Genomic DNA, 21,354 nt, shown 5'->3' on the forward strand with positions numbered 1-21,354 from the left:
ATGAAGCGATGGCAAATAACAGCCCATCTCGTACAGCGAGAAGAAAACAAAAAAAATCAAAGAAAAAACCTTTATGGAAAAAAATATTCCTTTCTTTATTTATTATTTTTGTAGTACTAGTAATAGGTGCAAGTGCAACTGCTGCCTATTGGATTGCTACTGCACCAGATTTGGATAAGTCTAAGCTTTCCGATCCGCTTGCATCTGAAATACTTGATAAAGACGGAAAGGCTTTTGCAGTTTTAGGAGAAAAGAATCGAACAAAAATCAGTTATAGTGATTTACCACAAGTATTAATTGATGCCGTAACAGCAACAGAGGATGCCAGATTTTTTGAACACTCGGGTATTGATTTACGAAGAATTGGCGCCGCTGTTATCGCTAATATTAAAGATGGATTCGGTTCTGAAGGAGCAAGTACAATTACACAACAAGTAGTAGAAAAATCCTTCTTATCGGCGGATAAAAAAATCAGCTTGAAGGTTCAGGAACAATGGCTTGCCTTACAGCTTGAACGAGATTATTCTAAAGAAGAAATTTTAGAAATGTATTTAAACAAAATATTTTATGGAAGTAATGCTTACGGTGTAGCAGCAGCTGCTGAAACGTATTTTGGCAAAGAGGATTTAAATGATCTTACTTTGCCAGAAGCAGCTATTCTAGCAGGTCTACCGCAACGTCCAACGGCCTATAATCCATTTAAAAATCCAGAGCTTACGAAAGAGAGAATGAATACCGTATTAAAATTAATGGTACGTCATGGCAAAATTACCGAAAAACAGGCAGAAGAAGCTAGAAAAGTGGATATCCCTTCCCTGCTAGTAAAATCAAAACCTGATTCTACACCTTATGAAGCATTCATTCAGCAAGTGGAAAAGGAAGTAAAAGAAAAGGTTGATGGTGCTGATATATATACAGACGGATTAAAAATTCATACAACGATTGACCCCAAAGTTCAAGAACATGTTGAATTTTTGTTAACAGATAGTGAAACTAATCCTATCCCTTATCCTGATGATGAAATGCAAGCCGCAATGACTGTGTTGGATACGAAAAGCGGTGCTATTCGTGCAGTCGGCGGTAGACGTAATAGCGAAGGGAAAAAAGAATTCAACTATGCGATTGAAGGGAAAACGCAAGCCGGTTCAACCTTTAAACCAATCACAGCTTATGGTCCTGCTATTGAATACAATAAAATATCAACATACCATCAGATTAATGATGACAAACCATATCAAATACCTGGCACCAGCAAAACGATAAGAAACTGGAACAGGCAATATAGTGGCTGGATGTCAGCACGAGAAGCTTTAAATAAATCATTAAACGTGCCAGCAGTAAAAATGCTTGAAGAAGTAGGCTATGATAAAGCGAAGGAATTTGCAGAAGGCTTAGGGATTAAATTTCATAAAAATCGTGTGCTAATTGGCGATGCAATTGGTGGTACAGATACAGAGGTTACACCATTAGAATTAGCAGGCGCCTTTCGAGCTTTTGGAAACGAAGGTATCTATAATGATCCATATTCTGTAACAAAAGTTGAATTTCCAGACGGAAAAACAGTAGATTTAAAACCGAAAGCAAAACCGGCAATGTCTGACTATACCGCTTATATGATAACAGATATGTTAAAGACAGCCGTTACTGAAGGTACAGGAACGCAAGCTCATATCCCTGGTTTGCCGATGGCTGGAAAAACAGGTACAACAAGCTTAGAGAATACAGAAGGAAGTCCGGATGCTTGGTTTAGCGGATATACGACGAATTATACAATTTCTGCATGGGTTGGCGGTTATCATGATGAAAATAAACGCCGAGCTCCTATACCGGATGGATACACGAAAATTCCTTTACAGATGTTTAAAAATACAATGACAGAAATATCTAAGGATATTGAAACGAAGGATTTCGTGAAGCCAGATTCTGTCGTTGAAGTTCAAGTAGAAAAGGGCTCAAATCCGCCTGCAAAACCAAGTAAGCATACACCATCAGAAAATATTATTACCGAATTATTTGTTAAGGGAACCGAGCCAAAGGGTACTTCAGAGAAATTTGCTAAGCTTGATCCAGTAAGTGGCCTAACTGCCAGCTTTAATAAAGATAATAATTCAATTGATGTTTCGTGGAATTACGATTCAGATGCAGATGTATCATTTGAGGTGAGTGCCCAAGTTAATGGTGGCGGTATGCAGCCACTATCAACAACAAAAGAAAATTCCATGGAAATTAATGAAGTGGAACCGAATGCAGAATATACCATTCAAGTCATAGCGGTAAGTAATGAAGACGGCTCAAAAAGTGAACCAAAAACAACTACCGTTTCTACTGGTGAAGAAAAGGAACAGGAAGAGATACCAGCTGTTGAAGGTTTATCAGCCACATACAATGAATCGAGCTCACTCATTAATGTTAGCTGGAATTATAACGGTCCACCTGCTTCATTTGAAGTATCTGTAAACGGGCAAGCACAAACTGTGGGATCAAATGGATTAGAAATTAGTGGAGCAACTCCGGGAGAGACTTATTCCATCACTGTTACTCCGATTGGAAAAGAGGGAGCGAATGAAGGAAAACGCGGTTCCGCACAAAGTACATCCATTACAGTTCCCTCTGAGCAATCAGAACCTCCTACCAACGGGAATGAAGAGGATAAACCTGATGATCAGAACGGTAATGTTAATGAGAACAATGATGGCGATAGTGGTAATAACGAGGAAAATAACAACGATGGTGATGAACAAGATGACCAACAGAATCAAAATAATCAACAAAACAATCACCAGAATAACCGGAACCGATCAAAAGAAGAAAATGAATAAATTAAAAAGAGGTAAACGAGCAGTATTCTCGTTTACCTCTTTTCTATTTTCATTCGTTTTTTTCCTTCGCGGCATATTTCCAATAACGGACATTCTGGACAATTCGGATTTCTGGCTTTACAGTGATACCGACCGAAAAAAATCATACGGTGGTGTGTATCGCTCCACTCTTCCTTTGGGATTTTTCGCATCAAAGTCTCCTCAACTTCAAGGACGGAATCTTTCCACCTGCATATACCCAATCGTTTTGCGACACGTTCAACATGGGTATCAACTGCAATCGCAGGTTCATCAAATGCGACAGAGGCTACCACATTCGCTGTTTTTCTCCCTACTCCAGCAAGCTTCATCAACTCTTCTTTGGACTTAGGAACAATTCCGCCATATTCTTCTAATAACGTTGTACAGAGCTTACGAATATTTTTTGCCTTATTACGATATAAACCAATTGACTTTATATCCTCTTGAAGTTCCTCTAAGGGTACCGCTAAATAGTCTTCGGGAGTTTTGTATTTCTTAAATAAATCCTTCGTTACTTTATTAACGAGATTATCCGTGCATTGAGCAGAAAGAACAACTGCGATGAGTAATTCAAATGGGTTACCATGAACTAATTCACATTGTGCATCGGGAAACATTTTTTTCATCTCATCTAAACAAAATCGAATTTGCTTTTTTGTCAGCATACTCCTACTCTTCTCCTTCTAACCAATTGTAATAAAAAGAAGTATCACGCTTTTGACTAGACTGTATACTAGAATTTGCTTTACGCGCATGATATTCTTTACTGGATATGCGTGCTTGTTCAACGGATTGAATTCCTTTTTTCATCCATTCTCGTAAAATACGATCAATATACTTAAAGTTTAACTTGCTCATTAGAACGGCTTCACGTAAACCCGCTTTTATTAAAGCTGGAGAGATTTTATCCTGGTCAAGCCATGCATTAATGGTTTCTATTTCAAAAGGAGAAAGCGGTCTGCCAAACTCCTGTTCAAATAAAATAAAAATGGTACCTTCCGACGTTTCTTCTTCATTTTGTTGATGATGATTTACCTTAAATAGTTTTTCCCAAAGCGGGTTTAAACAGTATGCTTCTTTTAGCTTCTGTCCTTGTTCTTCCTGTTGATCAATTGTCAGCATACCTTTTTGAATCAGTCCGCGCAAGATAAGTGCACATTCCTTCTCACTCATTGTTACATATTGAGCTAGTTGATCTGGCGTTGGAAAATCAATTCCATCTTGGATAAAACGCTGTAATTGTAAAAGAAGCATCACTTCCCTTTCATGGAGCCCCAATGTAGTATACGAAGTTAGTAATTGTGTTGGGACATGTAATTGCTGCAATAATAATTGCTGAATAGAAAACTGTTGCTTCTTCATAAACTTAAGCACCTCTTTAAAATATCATGATAAGAACAAAAGCTTAGAAGCGCTCAGTTAGCCATGTGCAAACTGGGAAACTTCTGACAAGTTAATGTGGAAACTTCATTCCGTGGAACGCTACACGAAATGTTAGTACCGTAAAGGTATGACCTAAAGGCCCATGAACCATTCGGGCATTTAGGTGCCGTTTTCTCTCCCTTTGAATTATTCCATATTTTCTTTAATCTTGAATGGAGAGAATTACTTACATGCGGGATAGAAAAACATGCCGAAAACATAGGGGGATGCCATACCACCTAAGCGAAGAAGCCTGCTTTTAGTCGACTTTTCTTAGATTCGAGCAGATGTTAACTTATCAAAGGATCTCCAGTTTGTTTAAAGCACGAGCGCTTAAGATAAACGACGCTACTTTTTCAATTAGATAAATTCCTAGATACAAGATAAAACAATCCCTCGCTTATAGAGCAAGGGATTGGCATTTTTTGGAGATGTTATCAAAATGTAGTAAAGATCCCGTTATATACCCTTAGTTAGTCCGCTGCTTAGAGTCATATTAAGAAACAGATGTTACTCATAGACGTATGAATTTTTTACACACATTATGATAGGCAAACTTAAGGATAAAGTCGATTTAATAAGCGAGGAAATGGTATTGTTTCACGAACATGGTCAACTCCAGAAATCCAAGCAACAGTACGTTCTAAACCAAGTCCGAAACCGGAATGTGGAACACTACCATATTTTCTTAGCTCTAAATACCATTGATATGCTTCTCCAGTTAATCCATGCTCTTCGTATCGCTGTTTCATAAGCTCTAGATCATCAATACGTTGAGAACCTCCAATTATCTCTCCATAGCCTTCAGGAGCAATTAAGTCTGCACATAAAACTACGTCATCTCGTTTTGGATGAGGCTTCATATAAAAAGCTTTGACATCTTTAGGGTAGTTGGTTATAAATACAGGCTTGTCATAGCTCTCTGCTATTGCCGTTTCATGTGGTGCTCCAAAATCTTCACCCCACTCTATATCCGTAAACCCTTTTTCTTTTAAGAGTTCGATTGCTTCATCATAGGTAATCCGCGGAAAAGGTGCTTGTACTTTTTCTAATTTATCAGTGTCACGATCTAACGTATGTAACTCTAATTTACAATTTTTTAGTACACTTTGAACTATGAAGCTTACGTAGTTTTCTTGGATCTCGAGACTTTCCTCATGTTCTACAAAAGCCATTTCCGGCTCAATCATCCAGAATTCAATTAAATGTCTTCTCGTTTTGGATTTTTCAGCTCGGAATGTTGGCCCAAAGGAAAAGACCTTTCCAAATGCCATTGTTGCAGCTTCCATATATAACTGACCACTTTGTGATAAATAAGCTTCCTCATCGAAGTACTTCGTATGGAACAGTTCAGTAGTTCCTTCTGCTGATGATGCTGTTAATATTGGTGGGTCAATTTTAACAAATCCATGTTCATTAAAAAATTGATACGTAGCACGAATGATTTCATTACGAACTTTCATGATGGCATGTTGTCTTTTTGATCGAAGCCATAGATGGCGATGATCCATTAAAAACTCCGTACCGTGTTCTTTTGGTGTGATTGGATAATCATGTGCTTCGTGAATTAATTCAATATCTTTTACATGCATTTCGTAACCAAATGGTGATCTTTTATCTTCGACTATTTTACCAGTAATGTATATGGAAGATTCTTGGGTTAAATTTTTGGCCAGTTGGAACGTTTCTTCACTTACATCATTTTTGGCAACCACCCCTTGGATAAATCCAGTCCCATCACGTAATTGTAAAAATGCGATTTTTCCACTGGATCGTTTATTCGTAAGCCAAGCGCCGATGGTTACGATTTGGTCATGATAGTTTGGTGCTTGAGAAATAGTTGTTTTCAAAAGAATACCTCCTAATGCTATGATTGATGCGTTTTGATAAATCGTTTAATTCGATTAGCTGCTTCTTCTAATGCTTCGATCGATGTAGCGTAGGATAAACGGATATTATTAGGTGCACCAAAACCAGTTCCCGGAATAAGTGCCACCTTCTCCTCTTCTAATAATGCACTAGCCCAATCATCGACATTTTTAAAGCCATTCGCACGTACAGCCTCCGTGACATTTGGGAATAAATAAAATGCTCCTTTTGGCTTAATGCATGTCACTCCTGGCATTTCAGTAATTAACTGATACAGTTTTTCCAAACGCTCAGAAAAGACATGTTTCATTTTCTCACTGAATTCTCCATCCATCTTATAAGCAGCTAATGCAGCATATTGTGCAATTGAAGTTGGATTGGACGTAGAATGTGAAGCTAGGCTAGTCATTGCCTTAATGATATTAGCAGGACCAGCAGCATAACCAATTCTCCATCCAGTCATAGAATGAGATTTTGATACTCCATTTACAACGACCGTTTGCTCTTTTAGTACAGGCGATAATTGTGCGATCGATACATGTGGATCTTCAGAATAAATTAGTTTTTCGTAAATTTCATCGGAAACAATTAAGATATTATGCTTTAGGCAAATTTCACCTAGCTGCTCGAGTTCTTCTTTGCTATACATCATACCAGTTGGATTGCTCGGAGAATTAATAATAATCGCCTTTGTTTTATCGGTAATCGCTAATTCCAGCTCTTCTGAAGTAACTTTAAATGCATTTTCTTCTTTTGCAGGCACAAAAACTGGAACCCCACCAGCGAGCTTTACTTGTTCTGGATAACTTACCCAATATGGAGCAGGAACAATAACCTCATCACCTTCATTTAAGATGACTTGGAATAACGTATAAAGTGCATGCTTTGCTCCGGTAGTAACGATAATTTGCTCTTTTTCATAAACAAGATTATTATCTGCTTTAAATTTAGCAATAATCGCTTCCTTTAGCTCGACAATACCACCAGATGGGGTATATTTAGTCATCCCTTGCTTCATTGCTTCTTCAGCAGCTTGCAAGATAGATTCTGGTGTATTAAAATCTGGCTCTCCTGCTCCTAAAGCGATGACATCATGTCCTTGTTGCTTTAATTCCTTGGCTTTTGCAGTAATAGCCAAGGTAGATGAAGGGGTTAATGTTTTAACTCTGTTTGCTAGTTCCATTTTGATCACCTTTCTATTTAAACATTCGTTTTAAACGGTATTGTTCATAACGAGAACCATCATACATATCGAAATAATCGAAGACGTAACGATCCGATGAATCTGCATATGTAAGTTCCCAGAGTTCCTTTCCATCAACTAGTGCTGGTGTAATTTTAATAAATTTGCAGGATGAGCATTCTTTTTTCCAATCAGTAAGGATCACTTCTTTATTAAGAATTTCTGCTTGGTCAACAGTTGTAAGTTGTTTTTCTTTTCCTTTCAACGGATAAAAAATGATCTTATTCTTTCCTTTTTTATCTTTACCATACACTACATGATAAGCATTTTCGCCATTAAACGTTTCAATGTCTGTTACCTCTTTTAAAGAACCAGCTTTTAAAAGCTGCTGCTTTGTTTCTTCATATCCTGCTGTTTTGCTATCTAACAAATCCATATATAACACGGTTAAATAAATACCACAAGAAACAATAATAAAAATGATGGCGAAGAGGCTCCACTTTAACCATTTAGGATTGGTAAATAGTGAAGATAGCTTGTTCTTCATTTGTACCATCCAATGCTAATCCAAACATAAAATCTTGTTCTTTTAAGGTTTTATTTAACAAATCAACAATTTTATATAAATCCGGTGAATAGTGAAGCTTTACAGCTGCTAATTTTGTTAAAGAATTCTCCATCTTTTTCCCTCCTGGATAAAAGTTTCTTGTTTTATCAAGATCTGTTAGACATAATATGCAGCTTGCTGCAAATGCTAGGTATATGCTGAATGAATATGAAGGAAGCATAGTTATAGTATACCAAGCTTCTTACCAAATTTGTTTTGTTTTTATTTATTTCGGCAAATTTTTTTCTAACCTATACCACTTTATGAATGCTGATGCTTCTATTGAGCATCAGTTTTTTTATACTATAGGAAAGTATAAAACTTTAGGTTTTGTAGCTTTCGCCATAAAACTTGGCGACAAGACCAAGTTTTTCTAATATAGGAAATTATATATGCATTTTGAGTAACTTTTTTAAACGTATCATGATCTCGCTAAAGCGTCTAAATCATTGAGTTTGCTTCATTAAAACCATTGTTCTGCTTTTTTCAATAACTCATTGGTTGTATCAAATGTCAATGGTACCTTAGGAATGGAGTCAATAAAATATTTCCCATATCGAGCTTTGATAATTCGTGAATCACAAATAAAAACAATTCCTCGATCATTACTGGAGCGAATTAGTCTGCCAAAGCCTTGTTTAAAGCGAATGACAGCATTTGGTAGAGCATATTCCATAAATGGGTTTTTCCCTTTGTTCTTAAAAAATTGTGCCTTCGCCTGATGAACGGGATGATCAGGCGGTTGAAATGGTAATCGGACAATGACAAGGCATGATAAATCTTCTCCTGGTATATCAACGCCTTCCCAAAATGAACTAGTTCCTAATAAGATGGCGTGATTGAATGATTGAAAATTTTTCTTCAAACGTGTTCTGCTGCCACTAGAAATACCTTGAGCAATTAATACATAACGATCATCTTGCATCATTTCTTTTAAAATTTCATATGATTTACGTAACATTTCATATGAGGTAAATAAGACTAACATACGTCCATCTGTAATTTGTGCCAAAGATAAAATTACTTCGCTAGTTGCGTAAATAAAATCATCATTATTTCCATATTTTATATCTGGAAAATCATTCGGTATCATTAACTGGACTTGATCATAGTAAGAAAATGGAGATGCAATTTGTTTTGCAATTAATCTGTCCGGATCAATTCCAAGTCGATCGATAATAAATTGGAATGACTTCCCCATCGTTAAGGTAGCACTTGTTAAAATAACACTGTGCTTTGTAGTAAAGAAGTCTTTAGCTAATAATGTTGACACATCAGTAGGTTCGCTATACAAATAGACCGCATTTTTGGCTCCGTTTGCTTCAATTTCCATCCACTTTACCTGTTTCATACTGTCTTCAACAAGAAAAAGCTGTTCCAGTTGATCAATATATATTTGTAACTGTTCTGTACAATAATTAATTCTCTCATTATCCTCAGGGCGAATTTCTTCTTTGTTTAACTGGACTTTCATGATAGTCAAACCATGAATCAAATCCCTAAGGTAAAAGATAAGCCGAGTTACCATATCAATAATCGTACTCCACTTTCTTTCATCTTCCTGCTTTTTTTCAAACCGATACTGAGTTCTGCCAATATCACTTAACGTTTTATTTATTCTTCGTTGCTCCATGACGTATTGAAATAACTGCCGAAACAAATCATCTGTTTCATACTTTGCATTATCTAATAATTCATTCCACTGTTCTACTATTGTTGCAGGTACAGCTACTTCATAATGCGATAGGATGCGATAAACAAGCTTTTCATCATCTGTTTTCCCCAGTTGATTAAGCGTATACTGCATTTGAACATAATCCAGTTTTAAACCGTAATACCTAGAGACGGTTGCTTCAAAATGATGTGCTTCATCGATAATTACTTGATCAAAGCTTGGCAACAGAGATGAGGCATGAAACATATCGGTACATAACAATGCATGATTCGTGATTACAATATTTGCCTGCTGCGCCTTCCGACGTGCCTTTTGATAATAAGATTTAAAAAACCATGGAGAAGTCGGATCAATATTTTCTTCCATCTCAGCGGAAATCCGCCTGAAAAATCGATAACCACTAGCGGGCAATTGGATCTCATCAATATCACCGGTACATGTTTCTGTTAACCAAACGAATATCATAGCTTTGGTTAAGGCAATATCATAATTGTTTTCTTCTGTTTCAGCTAGTTCTTGTTCTAACTTCTCCAAGCTAATATAATGAGATTTTCCTTTTAAAAGCGCAACTCGAAAAGGAAATGGCAGCAGTTTTTCGATTAGCGGGGTTTCTTCTTCCAATAATTGTGATTGCAATTGAGTTGTATACGTACTAATCACGATTCTTTTCCCTGTTGTAACTGCTTTGTAAACGGCAGGGATTAAATATGCTAATGATTTTCCAGTACCGGTCTCTGCTTCAATTAATGCATGCTCTTTTCTCTGAAACGCATCAAAAATAATTTCTGACATTTCCCGTTGTCCAGTTCGCTTCTCATATTTTTCCATCGTTTTTGCAAGCGTTCCGTCCGCTTCATAAATGCTGTCAAGATAATCACCGAATGATATATCTACAAAGGCAAGCGGTTCATCTATTATCTCTGTATGCCGATAGGCCAGTCCCCGATATGTATCTATTTTCGTATCCTCGGATGGGTTAAACAATCGTTGCTCTTTATAATAATGAAACAGTTTATACACGTCAGACTTTAATGTTTTTTCTAGTTTTAAAAGCTGATCCATTGTTTCATATGGTAAAGAAGCAAGCTTCTCTTTTATTTTTAAAAATAATTTTCCTGTTACGAAAGCGTCCGATAACGCTCGATGAGGTTGATTATGATTAATCTGTAAATGTTCGGTAAGTTGATTTAACTTATAACTAGGTGAAGTTGGGAAAAAAATTCTAGCCAATTCTACCGTATCGAGTACCGGATTAGTTAACTTTGACTGACCGCAATTCTCTAATTCCAAATTTAAAAAACCTAAATCAAATGGAACATTATGAGCTATCAGGTAGCTGTCTTTAAACAGTTCGATAATTTCTTCAGCAACCTCATTAAAGGTAGGAGCCTCCATAACGTCTTCATCTGAAATCCCTGTTAGATTTGTGATAAATGGAGGGATTTCCTGTTTGGGATTCAGTAAGGTGGAGTAACTATCAACAATGGCATCTTGTTCAATAACAACAATTCCTACTTCAATAATTTTATCTGTTTTTGCTGGTGAGTTTCCGGTTGTTTCTAAATCTATGACTACATATCGATCCATACATAACCACCTCACTTCATTTGTGATCGTATTTACCAGTTGATCAGTTAGTCGGATGATGAATAGTCAAACCAGTCAATTTCTCCAGAATATAACCGTTCAACACGATTTTCCTCATTTTTTACTAATAATGCCCCATCTTCGGCCAACCCATAAAATATAGCTTTTTGTTGTTTATTTAATTGGTGAATCGTAATCATTTCACCGATACGAAACCCGTACTTTTCCCATTTTGTCTTTACCACTTGAAAACCTTTCTTTATATATAAATCATAAATATGCTCAAAAGATACTAAAAAATGCTGGATTATTTGTTGAATAGACCACTCTGTTTCGGATTCAATTCGCAGGGAAGTTGCTCGCTGCTGTAATTCCACCGGCCAGTCTTCCAATTGTTGATTTATATTTAATCCTACACCAATGATTACGTAGTCGATCTGATCTTGTTCTGCTTGTAGTTCTGTTAAAATTCCAGCACATTTTTTACCATTACTAAACAGTATATCATTTGGCCACTTAATCAGTGGATGTAAAGGTGTAAGTTCTTTAATCGTATCCGCTAAAGCAACAGCAGTTAATAATGTTAATTGCGGAGCAAGATATGGAGGTAAAGGTGGTTCGAGAATCATGCTCAACCACATACCATCGCCTTTTTTAGTGTGCCATGTTCTATTCATTCTGCCCCTGCCTGAAGTTTGTTCATTTGCAATAACAATTGTTCCATGTTCACTAATACTTTCCTTAGCAGCATTATGAGCAAGGATTTGCGTAGAGCTAGTTACTTCACGGTGAATGATCTTTTTGCCAAGCCAGTTCGTATTTAAGCCCCATTGCAGCGTATTTGCTGTTATTTTATCCGGATAGCCAATAATTCGATAACCAAGCTTCGACTTTGCTTCAATCAGATAGCCGTCTTTTTTTAGATCATTCATATGTTTCCAAATGGCACTACGCGATATATTTAGTTGTTCAGAGAGTTTTTGTCCGGAAATATACGTATCTTTATTCTCTGCTAATAGATGAATTAATTTATTCCGGGTGGATTCCATTTTATCCACTCCTTTATCGCTTGATATTCATTAGGTAATTGCTTTGTAACAATTTGGCGTTCAATAGAATTTAATAATTGCTGGATCCATGGTCCCCGTTTCGAACCTGGAAATAGCTCTAAAATATCATTACCGCTAAAATCGATTTCCTGTTTTGTATGTATTGGTAATGCATGGTCTATTTCCAGCATCTGTTCCATCATAACTTTCTTACCGCATAAACAACTAATAAGCCGCACAAAACCGCCATAGAGAGTATGCGGCAATTGATAAATAAGCCAAGGGCTTAGGCCTTCATGACTGAATAAATCAATTTGCTCGGTTAATTGTAATGCTTCTCGTTTTTGCTTGTTGGAACATTTCCAAGCCTTTGACCAAGCTGCAATAGAAATAGAGCGATCTAAAAAATGAAATAAGACCAATACTTCACTAAATGAAAGTAAAGGCTTTACATTGGTTGGCAAACGAACAAATAATTGATCGTTGTCACGAAATATCGGTAAATATTGATATATTTTTAAATTTATAATGTAATCGAGCGCTTTTTGTACATGCTCTCCTGCAAACAACTTCGTAAATTCTTTTGTAATTCGTTCCACAGCAAGACCTTCTATTTCCTGTTTTACTTGTTTCATATGTGTAATGGTTTCCGGATGAATGGTAAAGCCAAGCTGACTGCTAAATCGTAATGCACGAATAATACGCAATGGATCCTCCGAGAATCTTTCTACCCCATTGCCGACTGTTCGGATGATTCCTTTTTTTAAATCACTTTTGCCATGAAATAAATCAATAATCTTTCCATCTTTATCCATGGCAAGTGCGTTAATGGTAAAGTCCCTTCGCTCAAGATCCTTGTCAATTTGGTCAATATACGTAACTGTATCTGGGTGGCGTTGATCTGAATAATTGCCATCGACCCGGAATGTCGTTACCTCATAGGATTGCCCTTCAAATCGAACGATCACAGTACCATGCTCAATCCCCACCGGAATAATCGATTTAAATATTTGCTGTAACTCATCAGGGGTTGCTGATGTAGCAATATCAATATCTCCAATTGGTCGATTTATCAAATAATCTCGAACACAGCCGCCAACAAAATAAGCTTGGTGCTGATAACTTTCAATTATTTCTAAGATGACCTTTGCTTTATGAAAGGGGTTTGCTAACACGTTAATCACCAATTTCTAATTCTATGACTTACCTAGTACTTGTTCATACAATTGCTCATATTCGTTTACAATAATATCGGAATGGAACTTAACGTTTGCCCGCTTCAGCGCCTGTTCAGAAAATAAATGTAACTTGTTTTCATCTGTTAATAATTGAACCGCATATTCCGCTGCTTGATTTACTGCACCAGGTTGAACAAGATAACCTGTTACTCCATGTTCAATCACTTCAGGAATACCGCCAATTCTCGTTCCAATACAAGGAACACCGCAAGCCATTGCTTCTAATAAGACAAGGCCAAAGCTTTCTTTTTCAGATAAAAGTAATTTCAAATCACTAATTCGTATGAAATCACTGATGTTTTTTTGTTTTCCTAAAAACAATACATGTTCCTGTAAACCTAATTCATCAACAAGCTCCATTGCAGTACTGCACTCAGGGCCATCACCAATTAATAATAGCTTGCAATCAATTCGTTTTTGGATTTGAGCAAATGTATGAATAATATCTGGCAATCGTTTTACCTTGCGAAAGTTAGAGATATGGACGATTACCTTTTCCGTTGGTTTGATCCCATATTGTTCTTTAATGGACGGTAATGATTTTGGATAATATTCCTTTTCATTGACAAAATTATAAATAACATGAATGGGCTGTTTAACATGTAATTGTTTTTTCGTTTGTTCTCTCAGATGTTCTGAAACAGCAGTCACAGCATCAGAATGGTTAATAGCATGGGTAATCATATTTTTAAAAATATCGTCAATCGCCAATACTGTAATATCCGTCCCATGCAAAGTGGTAACTATTTTTACATCTCGATCTGCTATATCTCTTGCTAGGAGCGCACTAACTGCATGTGGCATGGCATAATGAACATGCAAAATATCTAACTCCTCCCGACTTATTACTTCCGCCATTTTTGCTGCTAAAGCCAAGTCATAAGGAGGATACTGAAATACGGGATAATGACTTAATTCAACTTCATGATAGTAAATTCGTGGGTTAATTCGATTTAAGCGAAAGGGTAAACTGGATGTAATAAAATGTACTTCATTACCTCTCTCAGCCAAAAGCATACCAAGTTCTGTTGCGATAATACCAGACCCGCCCACACTAGGATAGCAAGTAATACCTATTTTTTTCATTCCTGCTTTCCTTTTGTTTTTTTCTGTTTTATAATTTCACGCCACTGGAAATCGCCATCGTGCAAGCCGCGAATAAATATTTCCGAAGCAGCAATATTGGTAGCAAGCGGAATTTGGTACACATCACATAGCCGCATTAAAGCACTAACATCCGGCTCATGTGGTTGAGCTGTTAATGGATCTCGGAAGAAAATCACCATATCCATATTATTATCAGCAATCATCGCACCTATTTGTTGATCACCACCTAATGGGCCTGATTGAAATAAATGTATATCTAAGCCGGTTGCTTCCATGATCATACTTCCAGTCGTTCCTGTTGCATATAGCTGATGCTCTTTTAGAATGTACTGATATGCTCTTGCAAAATTAATGATTTCTTGTTTCTTTTTATCATGAGCTATTAACGCAATATTCATCGAATACCCCCAAGATTATAAAATGTTTTCTAAACCGTATGTTAATCCTTTTGTTTCCATTACTTTTTCAATACTAAGCTTTATGCCAGCCATAAATGAAGTACGATTGATAGAGTCATGCTTGATCGTCAACGTTTGTCCCGGACTGCCAAAAATAACCTCCTGATGCGCAACTAATCCAGGTAGACGAACACTATGTAATCTAATTCCATCTAGATCAGCCCCTCTTGCACCTGGTAATGTTTCTTTTTCATCTGGATGTCCTTGCTTTTTAGGAACACGATTTTTCCTAATCAATTCTGCAGTTTTTATAGCTGTGCCGGATGGTGCATCTAATTTGCCATCATGGTGTTTTTCAATAATATCAACATTCGCAAAGTATTTTGCTGCCATCTTAGCAAATTTCATCATAAGTACAGCGCCAACAGCAAAATTTGGTACGATCATGCACCCCATATTTTGTTGTTGGGCAAGCGTATCTAATTCCTGTAATTGAGATTCAGTAAATCCTGTAGTCCCTACAACAGGACGAATATAATGTTCTAAAGCTATTTTTGTATGGTTATATCCCGCGGAAGGAACAGATAACTCAATAAGCACATCTGCTTCTTCATGCTGTTTAAAACATTCTCGTGCATCATTATAAATCGGAACTGCTGCTTCTGTTCCCGGAAGCACTTCATTTAACGTTTTGCCATTATTTTTCCGATCAATACAGGCAACTAATCTGAACTCATCTTCATTCATTACCATTTTCACTGCTTCCGATCCCATATTTCCTCTTGGTCCAGCAATTACAACATTAATGGTCATATGCTTCTTCTCCTCTTCTTATGCGGTTCAATCTTTTTTCGTCCAGCGATCTTTATCACGTGTTTCTATTTTCCTTATAGCTGTATGAAATGCATCGGATAAATCAATGTCTAATGAATTAGCAAAACAAGTTAAGACAAAAATGATATCGCCTAATTCTTCTTCAACCGTTTTTTCCTGTTCTGTCGGCTTTTTTGGCTTTTCTCCGTAATAATGATTCACTTCTCTTGCTAATTCACCTGTTTCTTCCGTTAAACGGGCCATTAGGCTTAAAGGAGAAAAATAACCTTCTTTAAATTGACGGATATATCGGTCAACTCTCTCTTGAATCTCTTTCGTCGTATATAGTGGTGTCGTCATAAAAACCTTCCTTTTCAACAACGTTTGCTATTATCATGTTAGCTAATCCGCACTGTTTTGACAAATTATTTCTATTGGTTTTAAACAAATTTTTATCCCGTATGTAAGGTGCCGTAAGACTCCCACTTTAAAAACTTGAGTTGATACAAAAGGTCTAAGTGGGAGAAAACGGCACCTAAAAGCCCGATTCGTTCAACTAACATTCCTTGTGAAAAGCGTTCCAAGGAATGAAGTTTCACTTTATTCCGCTGTTTCTCTACTAAAAATCAAATTGTTCTTTAACGTTAGTTTGTCTATACTAAAAAAGAAGCTTTTTCTATTTTAACAGAACATTTATATCACACCTCAAGAGAATATGGCATATCTTTTCAATTTAACTAGTCATTTATGAACTTATAAAATCAACTTATGTAACTTTACTTACAAATAATCGATGTTTGCACAATAGGAGGTAATCGTTTGTTGTTAGGGCTGAAAATAAAAAATATCATATTTATTTTATTTGGTGCAGCTATTTTTTCTTTTGGTATCGTTCATTTTAACATGCAGCATAATCTGGGGGAAGGCGGATTTACAGGTATAACACTTTTACTTTATTTCTTATGGGGATTCGATCCAGCGATCACCAATATTTTATTAAATATTCCCCTTTTTTTAGTCGGTTGGAAATTTTTGGGTAAAACAACTTTTGTTTATAGTATTATCGGTACAGGAACAGTATCTTTATTTTTAAGTATATTTCAATACAAGCCATTTGCTATCCACCTTGAATCTGACATGACATTAGTTGCACTATTTGCCGGAGTATTTATCGGTGTCGGCTTAGGAATTATTTTTCGGTATGGTGGAACAACGGGTGGTGTTGATATTATCGCAAGGCTTGTTAATAAATATGTCGGTTGGAGTATGGGAAAAACAATGTTTCTCTTCGACTTTATCGTCATTACGACTTCTGTATTTGCTATCTTAGATTTAAAACAAGGGATGTATACGTTAGTGGCTGTATATCTTGGAGCTAGAGTAATTGATTTTATTCAGGAGGGTGTCTATTCAGCAAAAGGAGCGATGATTATCTCTAATTACAGTGAACAAATTGCCGAAAAAATCCTAACAGACATGGATCGAGGTGTTACTGTATTAGAAGGGCGAGGGAGTTATTCGGGTCATAAGCGAGCTGTTTTGTATTGTGTTGTTGCAAGAAACGAAATTGTTCGTCTTAAAAATGTAATACACCAAATTGATCCACATGCATTTGTAGCGATTAGTACTGTTCACGATGTAGCTGGTGAAGGATTTACACTAGATGAAAACAAAAATCCAATACAAAACTAACGAGAAAGGATCAAAACAACATTTTTAAGTGATGTTTAAGGATGCTGAGCTAGGAAGCCTTGTTTAGGGACGTACAAACGGAAGAACCATAAGTCACATCAGGAGAGCCGACGTTGACTTATCGTAGGAAGAAGAGCGAAGTTTGCTACAACTTTAGCGCTTAAGCTAGATGATACTAATTTTCAAAAAAATCACCTACAAGCTAGAAATGGAAATAATTACTGGAAACTAAAAAAGAGATGGCACTATTGACCATCCCTTTTCATCGTATTTATCCCGCATGTAAGGTGCCGTAAGACTCCCACATCAAGAGTCTTTAGTTGATATAAAAGGGTCTAAGTGGGAAAAAACGGCACCTAAATGCCCGATTCGTTCAACTAACATTCCGTATAAAAAGCATTCCACGGAATGAAGTTTCACTTTATCCCGCATGTAAGGTGCCGTAAGACTCCCACATCAAGAGTCTTTAGTTGATATAAAAGGGTCTAAGTGGGAAAAAACGGCACCTAAATGCCCGATTCGTTCAACTAACATTCCGTGTAAAAAGCATTCCACGGAATGAAGTTTCACTTTATTCATTGCTGGAAACGTACATCAGGATAAATCGGACAAGCTCTGCTACAGCTACAAGTGCCGCTGCAACATAGGTTAATGCAGCTGCATTCAGCACTTTTCTCGTAGCTCGTTCTTCGTTATTACGAATAACTCCAGATGAGACGAGCTGAGCCATTGCACGGTTTGATGCGTCAAACTCGACCGGCAAAGTTACTAGCTGGAATAACACAGCTAGCGCAAAGAAAATTATTCCCAATAAGAATAATCCTGACATGCCGAGGAAAAGTCCAGCTAGAATTAAAAAGAACGACATATTCGAACCAAAGTTTGCTACAGGAACGAGTGCGCTTCTAAATCGTAAAAACGCATAGTCCTCTGCATCCTGAATAGCATGTCCAACTTCATGTGCCGCAACGGCAGAAGCGGCCATGGAATGTCCGTGATAGTTATCTGTTGAAAGACGAACTACTTTTTTTCTAGGGTCATAATGATCCGAAAGCATCCCTCTGGTTTCTTCGATAGTAACATCATATAGCCCGTTTTCATCAAGAATTTTCCGTGCAACTTGTGCACCGGTCATATACGAGGAAGTAGGCTGCTTCGAATATTTTTTGTATGTGCTCTTCACCTTCGATTGTGCCCAAAGTGGGATTATCATCAATAAGGCAATGTAGATTAGGTAACCTCCTAAACCACCAAACATATGCATCCCTCCTTATTAAGGTCAATTTTAGTCAAAAATCAGCTGTTAGTCAACTGTTTTATCTTGCTTATTTCTTTTTTCCGCTTCGCCTTTATATTTTCTCCAACTAACATAAGTTAATGTAATTCCAATGCATCCTCCTACAATAATAACAATCCAAATAAGAGGAATAATCCCTCCATTTTGTTCCCTCGCAGTAGTTGTCTTAAGAAGTGTGCTCGCTTGCATGTTTGACATAAGAAATCCATCACCGATTATAATCCCTATGATTATCAGGCAAGTTGTGGTAATACATAACATAAGTTTTTTCATAGAGACCTCCCCATCTTTAACTTCTTATACTAATGTATGAATGGGAGGAATATTATATAACAGCGATTATCTAGGTAGCGTATGACGTTTTTTATTTCCAACCGTTAAGAAATAAGCCAAGGCAATGGATATGATACTTAGCCAAAACGTAAAATAGCCTATCTCATTCATATAAGTTATCAGTGATGAATAGACCGGCATTTGCTCAAATACATAATCAATCACATCATTATGTAATGTCCAAATTGAAGCTACTACAATATGACGTAATTTCAACTGATAGAATGGTGCATATAAGAGGCCTTGAATAGCCATTGCTCCGTGAGAAGCCATTAACATATATCCTTGCCAACTTAAAGTTCCATCCAAAAATAGTGTGAGGAGATTCATCATCACAGCCCAGATCCCGTATTTAAACAAGGTGATCATTGCTAATGCTTCAATATAAGGTACATGTTTACCAAAGATAAAAAATAACAAGAAAACAGTAAAAAACAAACTTGCTGTCGGACTGTCCGGTACAAAAATGAAAAATAAGGGTTCGGTATTCGAAAGTTGGCTTTCATACCACATATATCCATAAATGGTTCCACCTAAATTGATAAAAAATAATATGATTAGCAATCGTTTATCAAGTAATATGTATTTATTCAAAAATATCCCTCTTTTCTACCGTCGAGGTTAGGGTAAAGATAAAGAAAACGTTAGACTAATTCCCATTAAATACAAGCAACTGGTTATAATTAAAAGTACTCTATCCCAGTTATCTTATTCTTTCTTAATGGATGAAAAAGGCACCTTTACCAGCAATGTGATAAAGGTGCTTGTTATTGCTTATTTTTGTGACTCATTAACGGATACGATAAAATCTACTAATTGCTTAAGCTCTTCTTCTGTTCCTTTAAATTGCTCCGGCGGCATCGAACCAATACCTTCAACAGCAATTTTCGCAATTTCTTCAGCAGATTTATCCGTTCCAACTAACGGTGGGCCAGCCGCACCACCTTGCAGCATTTCCCCATGACAAGATAAGCAACTATTTTCATAAATCGCATAGCCCGGATCTTGTGTATCAACTTCTTGTCCCGGAGGAATCGGTTTATTTGCTTCCGCACGAGCCTCCCAATCAACTTTGGCAGCAGACTCATACGTAAGCCATATAACCGATGCTAATGCAAGAACCATCATGCCAACAGCTATTGGTCGTTGATGTGGTCTTCTTCCAGGTCCATTATCTAAAAATGGTGCGAGTAATAATGCACCAAATGCAATCCCCGGCAAGACAAGAATACCCAATAGAATAAAGTCTTGACTTGCAAATTCATATTTCAACAATTCATACAAAAACAAGAAGTACCAGTCTGGCAATGGTATATATCCTGAACTAGTTGGATCAGCCATTCCTTCTAAAGGAGAAGGATGAGCTAAAGTTAAGGATAAAAAGCCAACTAAAAAAACGGCACCTACCAACCATTCTTTTAATAAAAAGTTGGGCCAGAAAGCTTCTGTTCTCCCAGGATATTCTGAATAATCTTTTGGCAGATTCGATTTCTTCTCTAAAGGAATTCGCGAATCGCCGACAAATTTCATACCTTTACCCCTATGCATGCTTTCCCCTCCTTTTTATAATGGTCCTGATATACCTTGTCTACGAATTAAAATAAAGTGTACAGCTAATAAAGCAAATAATGCAGCTGGTAAGAAAAATACATGGATCGCAAAGAAGCGAGTGAGTGTCTGAGCCCCTACGATATTCGCATCTCCAGCTAACAGCGTTTTCAATTCTTCACCTATAAATGGAACTTGTTGGGCAATTTCTAGCCCGACCTGAGTCGCAAAATAGGCTTTGTTATCCCATGGTAATAGATAGCCTGTAAACCCTAGGCCAAGCATGATAAAGAAGATTAGCACACCAACAATCCAATTTAATTCACGCGGTTTTTTATATGCTCCTTGGAAAAACACACGCAGTGTATGTAATAATAGCATTACGATTACAACACTGGCACCCCAATGGTGCATACCACGAACAATTTGTCCATGTGCAACCTCGGTTTGTAAGTAATAGACCGATTTCCAAGCATTTTCTATATCCGGTACATAATACATGGTTAAAAACATACCAGATAGGATTTGAATAACAACAACAAAGAATGTTAACCCGCCAAAACAATAGACAAATGCAGAAAAATGGTGAGCTGGATTAACATGCTCTGGTACTTCATGATCCGCAATATCCCGCCAGATTGGCGTAATATCTGCGCGCTCATCAATCCAATCGTAAATTTTTTGTAGCATAAGTTA

The 21,354-nt window shown here is 36.9% G+C and carries 19 protein-coding genes and 1 pseudogene; 2 read left to right on the plus strand and 18 right to left on the minus strand.

What is annotated here, in order from left to right; genetic code table 11:
• Window positions 1–8 precede the first annotated feature (8 nt).
• Window positions 9–2,819: a PBP1A family penicillin-binding protein gene (locus tag JNUCC74_RS09420; RefSeq protein WP_454067791.1), complete on the plus strand. Its 2,811-nt coding sequence runs from the start codon at window positions 9–11 to the stop codon at window positions 2,817–2,819.
• A 32-nt stretch (window positions 2,820–2,851) separates the two neighbouring features.
• Here the strand turns inward: JNUCC74_RS09420 and nth are convergent, their stop codons facing one another.
• The 13 genes from nth to JNUCC74_RS09485 all read right to left on the minus strand — a co-directional run bounded on the left by nth (window position 2,852) and on the right by JNUCC74_RS09485 (window position 16,148).
• Complete coding sequence (gene nth / locus JNUCC74_RS09425) at window positions 2,852–3,505, minus strand: endonuclease III (protein WP_077320590.1); 654 nt, start codon at window positions 3,503–3,505, stop codon at window positions 2,852–2,854.
• A 4-nt stretch (window positions 3,506–3,509) separates the two neighbouring features.
• Window positions 3,510–4,202, minus strand: a complete 693-nt coding sequence (locus JNUCC74_RS09430) for a DnaD domain-containing protein (protein ID WP_454067792.1) — start codon at window positions 4,200–4,202, stop codon at window positions 3,510–3,512.
• 617 nt (window positions 4,203–4,819) lie between these two features.
• Window positions 4,820–6,112 carry an asparagine--tRNA ligase gene (gene asnS / locus JNUCC74_RS09435; protein ID WP_454067793.1) on the minus strand — a complete coding sequence of 431 codons (1,293 nt, stop codon included), beginning with the start codon at window positions 6,110–6,112 and terminating at the stop codon, window positions 4,820–4,822.
• A gap of 17 nt (window positions 6,113–6,129) precedes the next feature.
• Window positions 6,130–7,314: a pyridoxal phosphate-dependent aminotransferase gene (locus JNUCC74_RS09440; RefSeq protein ID WP_454067794.1), complete on the minus strand. Its 1,185-nt coding sequence runs from the start codon at window positions 7,312–7,314 to the stop codon at window positions 6,130–6,132.
• Between the two features lie 13 nt (window positions 7,315–7,327).
• Complete coding sequence (locus JNUCC74_RS09445; protein WP_454067795.1) at window positions 7,328–7,861, minus strand: cell wall elongation regulator TseB-like domain-containing protein; 534 nt, start codon at window positions 7,859–7,861, stop codon at window positions 7,328–7,330.
• Window positions 7,824–7,994, minus strand: a complete 171-nt coding sequence (locus JNUCC74_RS09450; protein WP_077320596.1) for a YpmA family protein — start codon at window positions 7,992–7,994, stop codon at window positions 7,824–7,826. Before JNUCC74_RS09450 ends, JNUCC74_RS09445 begins: the two co-directional genes overlap by 38 nt.
• A gap of 390 nt (window positions 7,995–8,384) precedes the next feature.
• Window positions 8,385–11,183, minus strand: a complete 2,799-nt coding sequence (dinG, locus tag JNUCC74_RS09455; RefSeq protein WP_454067796.1) for an ATP-dependent DNA helicase DinG — start codon at window positions 11,181–11,183, stop codon at window positions 8,385–8,387.
• 47 nt (window positions 11,184–11,230) lie between these two features.
• A complete protein-coding gene (locus tag JNUCC74_RS09460; protein WP_454067797.1) occupies window positions 11,231–12,232 on the minus strand; it encodes a biotin--[acetyl-CoA-carboxylase] ligase in 1,002 nt (333 codons plus the stop codon).
• Window positions 12,208–13,407: a CCA tRNA nucleotidyltransferase gene (locus JNUCC74_RS09465; RefSeq protein WP_454065171.1), complete on the minus strand. Its 1,200-nt coding sequence runs from the start codon at window positions 13,405–13,407 to the stop codon at window positions 12,208–12,210. The genes JNUCC74_RS09460 and JNUCC74_RS09465 overlap by 25 nt, the downstream gene beginning before the upstream one ends.
• A gap of 21 nt (window positions 13,408–13,428) precedes the next feature.
• Window positions 13,429–14,556, minus strand: a complete 1,128-nt coding sequence (gene bshA / locus JNUCC74_RS09470; protein WP_454065172.1) for an N-acetyl-alpha-D-glucosaminyl L-malate synthase BshA — start codon at window positions 14,554–14,556, stop codon at window positions 13,429–13,431.
• Window positions 14,553–14,975: a methylglyoxal synthase gene (gene mgsA, locus JNUCC74_RS09475; protein ID WP_077320601.1), complete on the minus strand. Its 423-nt coding sequence runs from the start codon at window positions 14,973–14,975 to the stop codon at window positions 14,553–14,555. The genes bshA and mgsA overlap by 4 nt, the downstream gene beginning before the upstream one ends.
• Before the next feature lie 15 nt (window positions 14,976–14,990).
• On the minus strand, window positions 14,991–15,788 hold the full coding sequence (gene dapB, locus JNUCC74_RS09480) for a 4-hydroxy-tetrahydrodipicolinate reductase (RefSeq protein ID WP_454065173.1): 798 nt from the start codon (window positions 15,786–15,788) through the stop codon (window positions 14,991–14,993).
• A 27-nt stretch (window positions 15,789–15,815) separates the two neighbouring features.
• On the minus strand, window positions 15,816–16,148 hold the full coding sequence (locus JNUCC74_RS09485) for a nucleotide pyrophosphohydrolase (RefSeq protein WP_077320603.1): 333 nt from the start codon (window positions 16,146–16,148) through the stop codon (window positions 15,816–15,818).
• Window positions 16,149–16,607: 459 nt separating this feature from the next.
• Here JNUCC74_RS09485 and JNUCC74_RS09490 point away from each other — a divergent pair, with 459 nt between their 5' ends.
• Window positions 16,608–17,480, plus strand: coding sequence for a YitT family protein (locus JNUCC74_RS09490; protein WP_454065174.1), 873 nt, complete (start codon window positions 16,608–16,610; stop codon window positions 17,478–17,480).
• Between the two features lie 571 nt (window positions 17,481–18,051).
• Here the strand turns inward: JNUCC74_RS09490 and JNUCC74_RS09495 are convergent.
• The 5 genes and pseudogenes from JNUCC74_RS09495 to qcrB all read right to left on the minus strand — a co-directional run bounded on the left by JNUCC74_RS09495 (window position 18,052) and on the right by qcrB (window position 21,348).
• Window positions 18,052–18,738 carry a zinc metallopeptidase gene (locus JNUCC74_RS09495; RefSeq protein ID WP_077320605.1) on the minus strand — a complete coding sequence of 229 codons (687 nt, stop codon included), beginning with the start codon at window positions 18,736–18,738 and terminating at the stop codon, window positions 18,052–18,054.
• 45 nt (window positions 18,739–18,783) lie between these two features.
• Window positions 18,784–18,903: pseudogene (locus JNUCC74_RS09500) on the minus strand (sporulation protein YpjB); the annotation flags it as partial.
• A gap of 213 nt (window positions 18,904–19,116) precedes the next feature.
• A complete protein-coding gene (locus JNUCC74_RS09505; RefSeq protein WP_454065175.1) occupies window positions 19,117–19,704 on the minus strand; it encodes a DUF1405 domain-containing protein in 588 nt (195 codons plus the stop codon).
• 180 nt (window positions 19,705–19,884) lie between these two features.
• Window positions 19,885–20,658, minus strand: a complete 774-nt coding sequence (locus JNUCC74_RS09510) for a c-type cytochrome (protein ID WP_454065176.1) — start codon at window positions 20,656–20,658, stop codon at window positions 19,885–19,887.
• Between the two features lie 15 nt (window positions 20,659–20,673).
• Entirely contained in the window at window positions 20,674–21,348 is a 675-nt protein-coding gene (qcrB, locus tag JNUCC74_RS09515) for a menaquinol-cytochrome c reductase cytochrome b subunit (RefSeq protein ID WP_077320609.1), read from the minus strand.
• Window positions 21,349–21,354: the final 6 nt, after the last annotated feature.

This window comes from Cerasibacillus sp. JNUCC 74, from assembly GCF_053667775.1.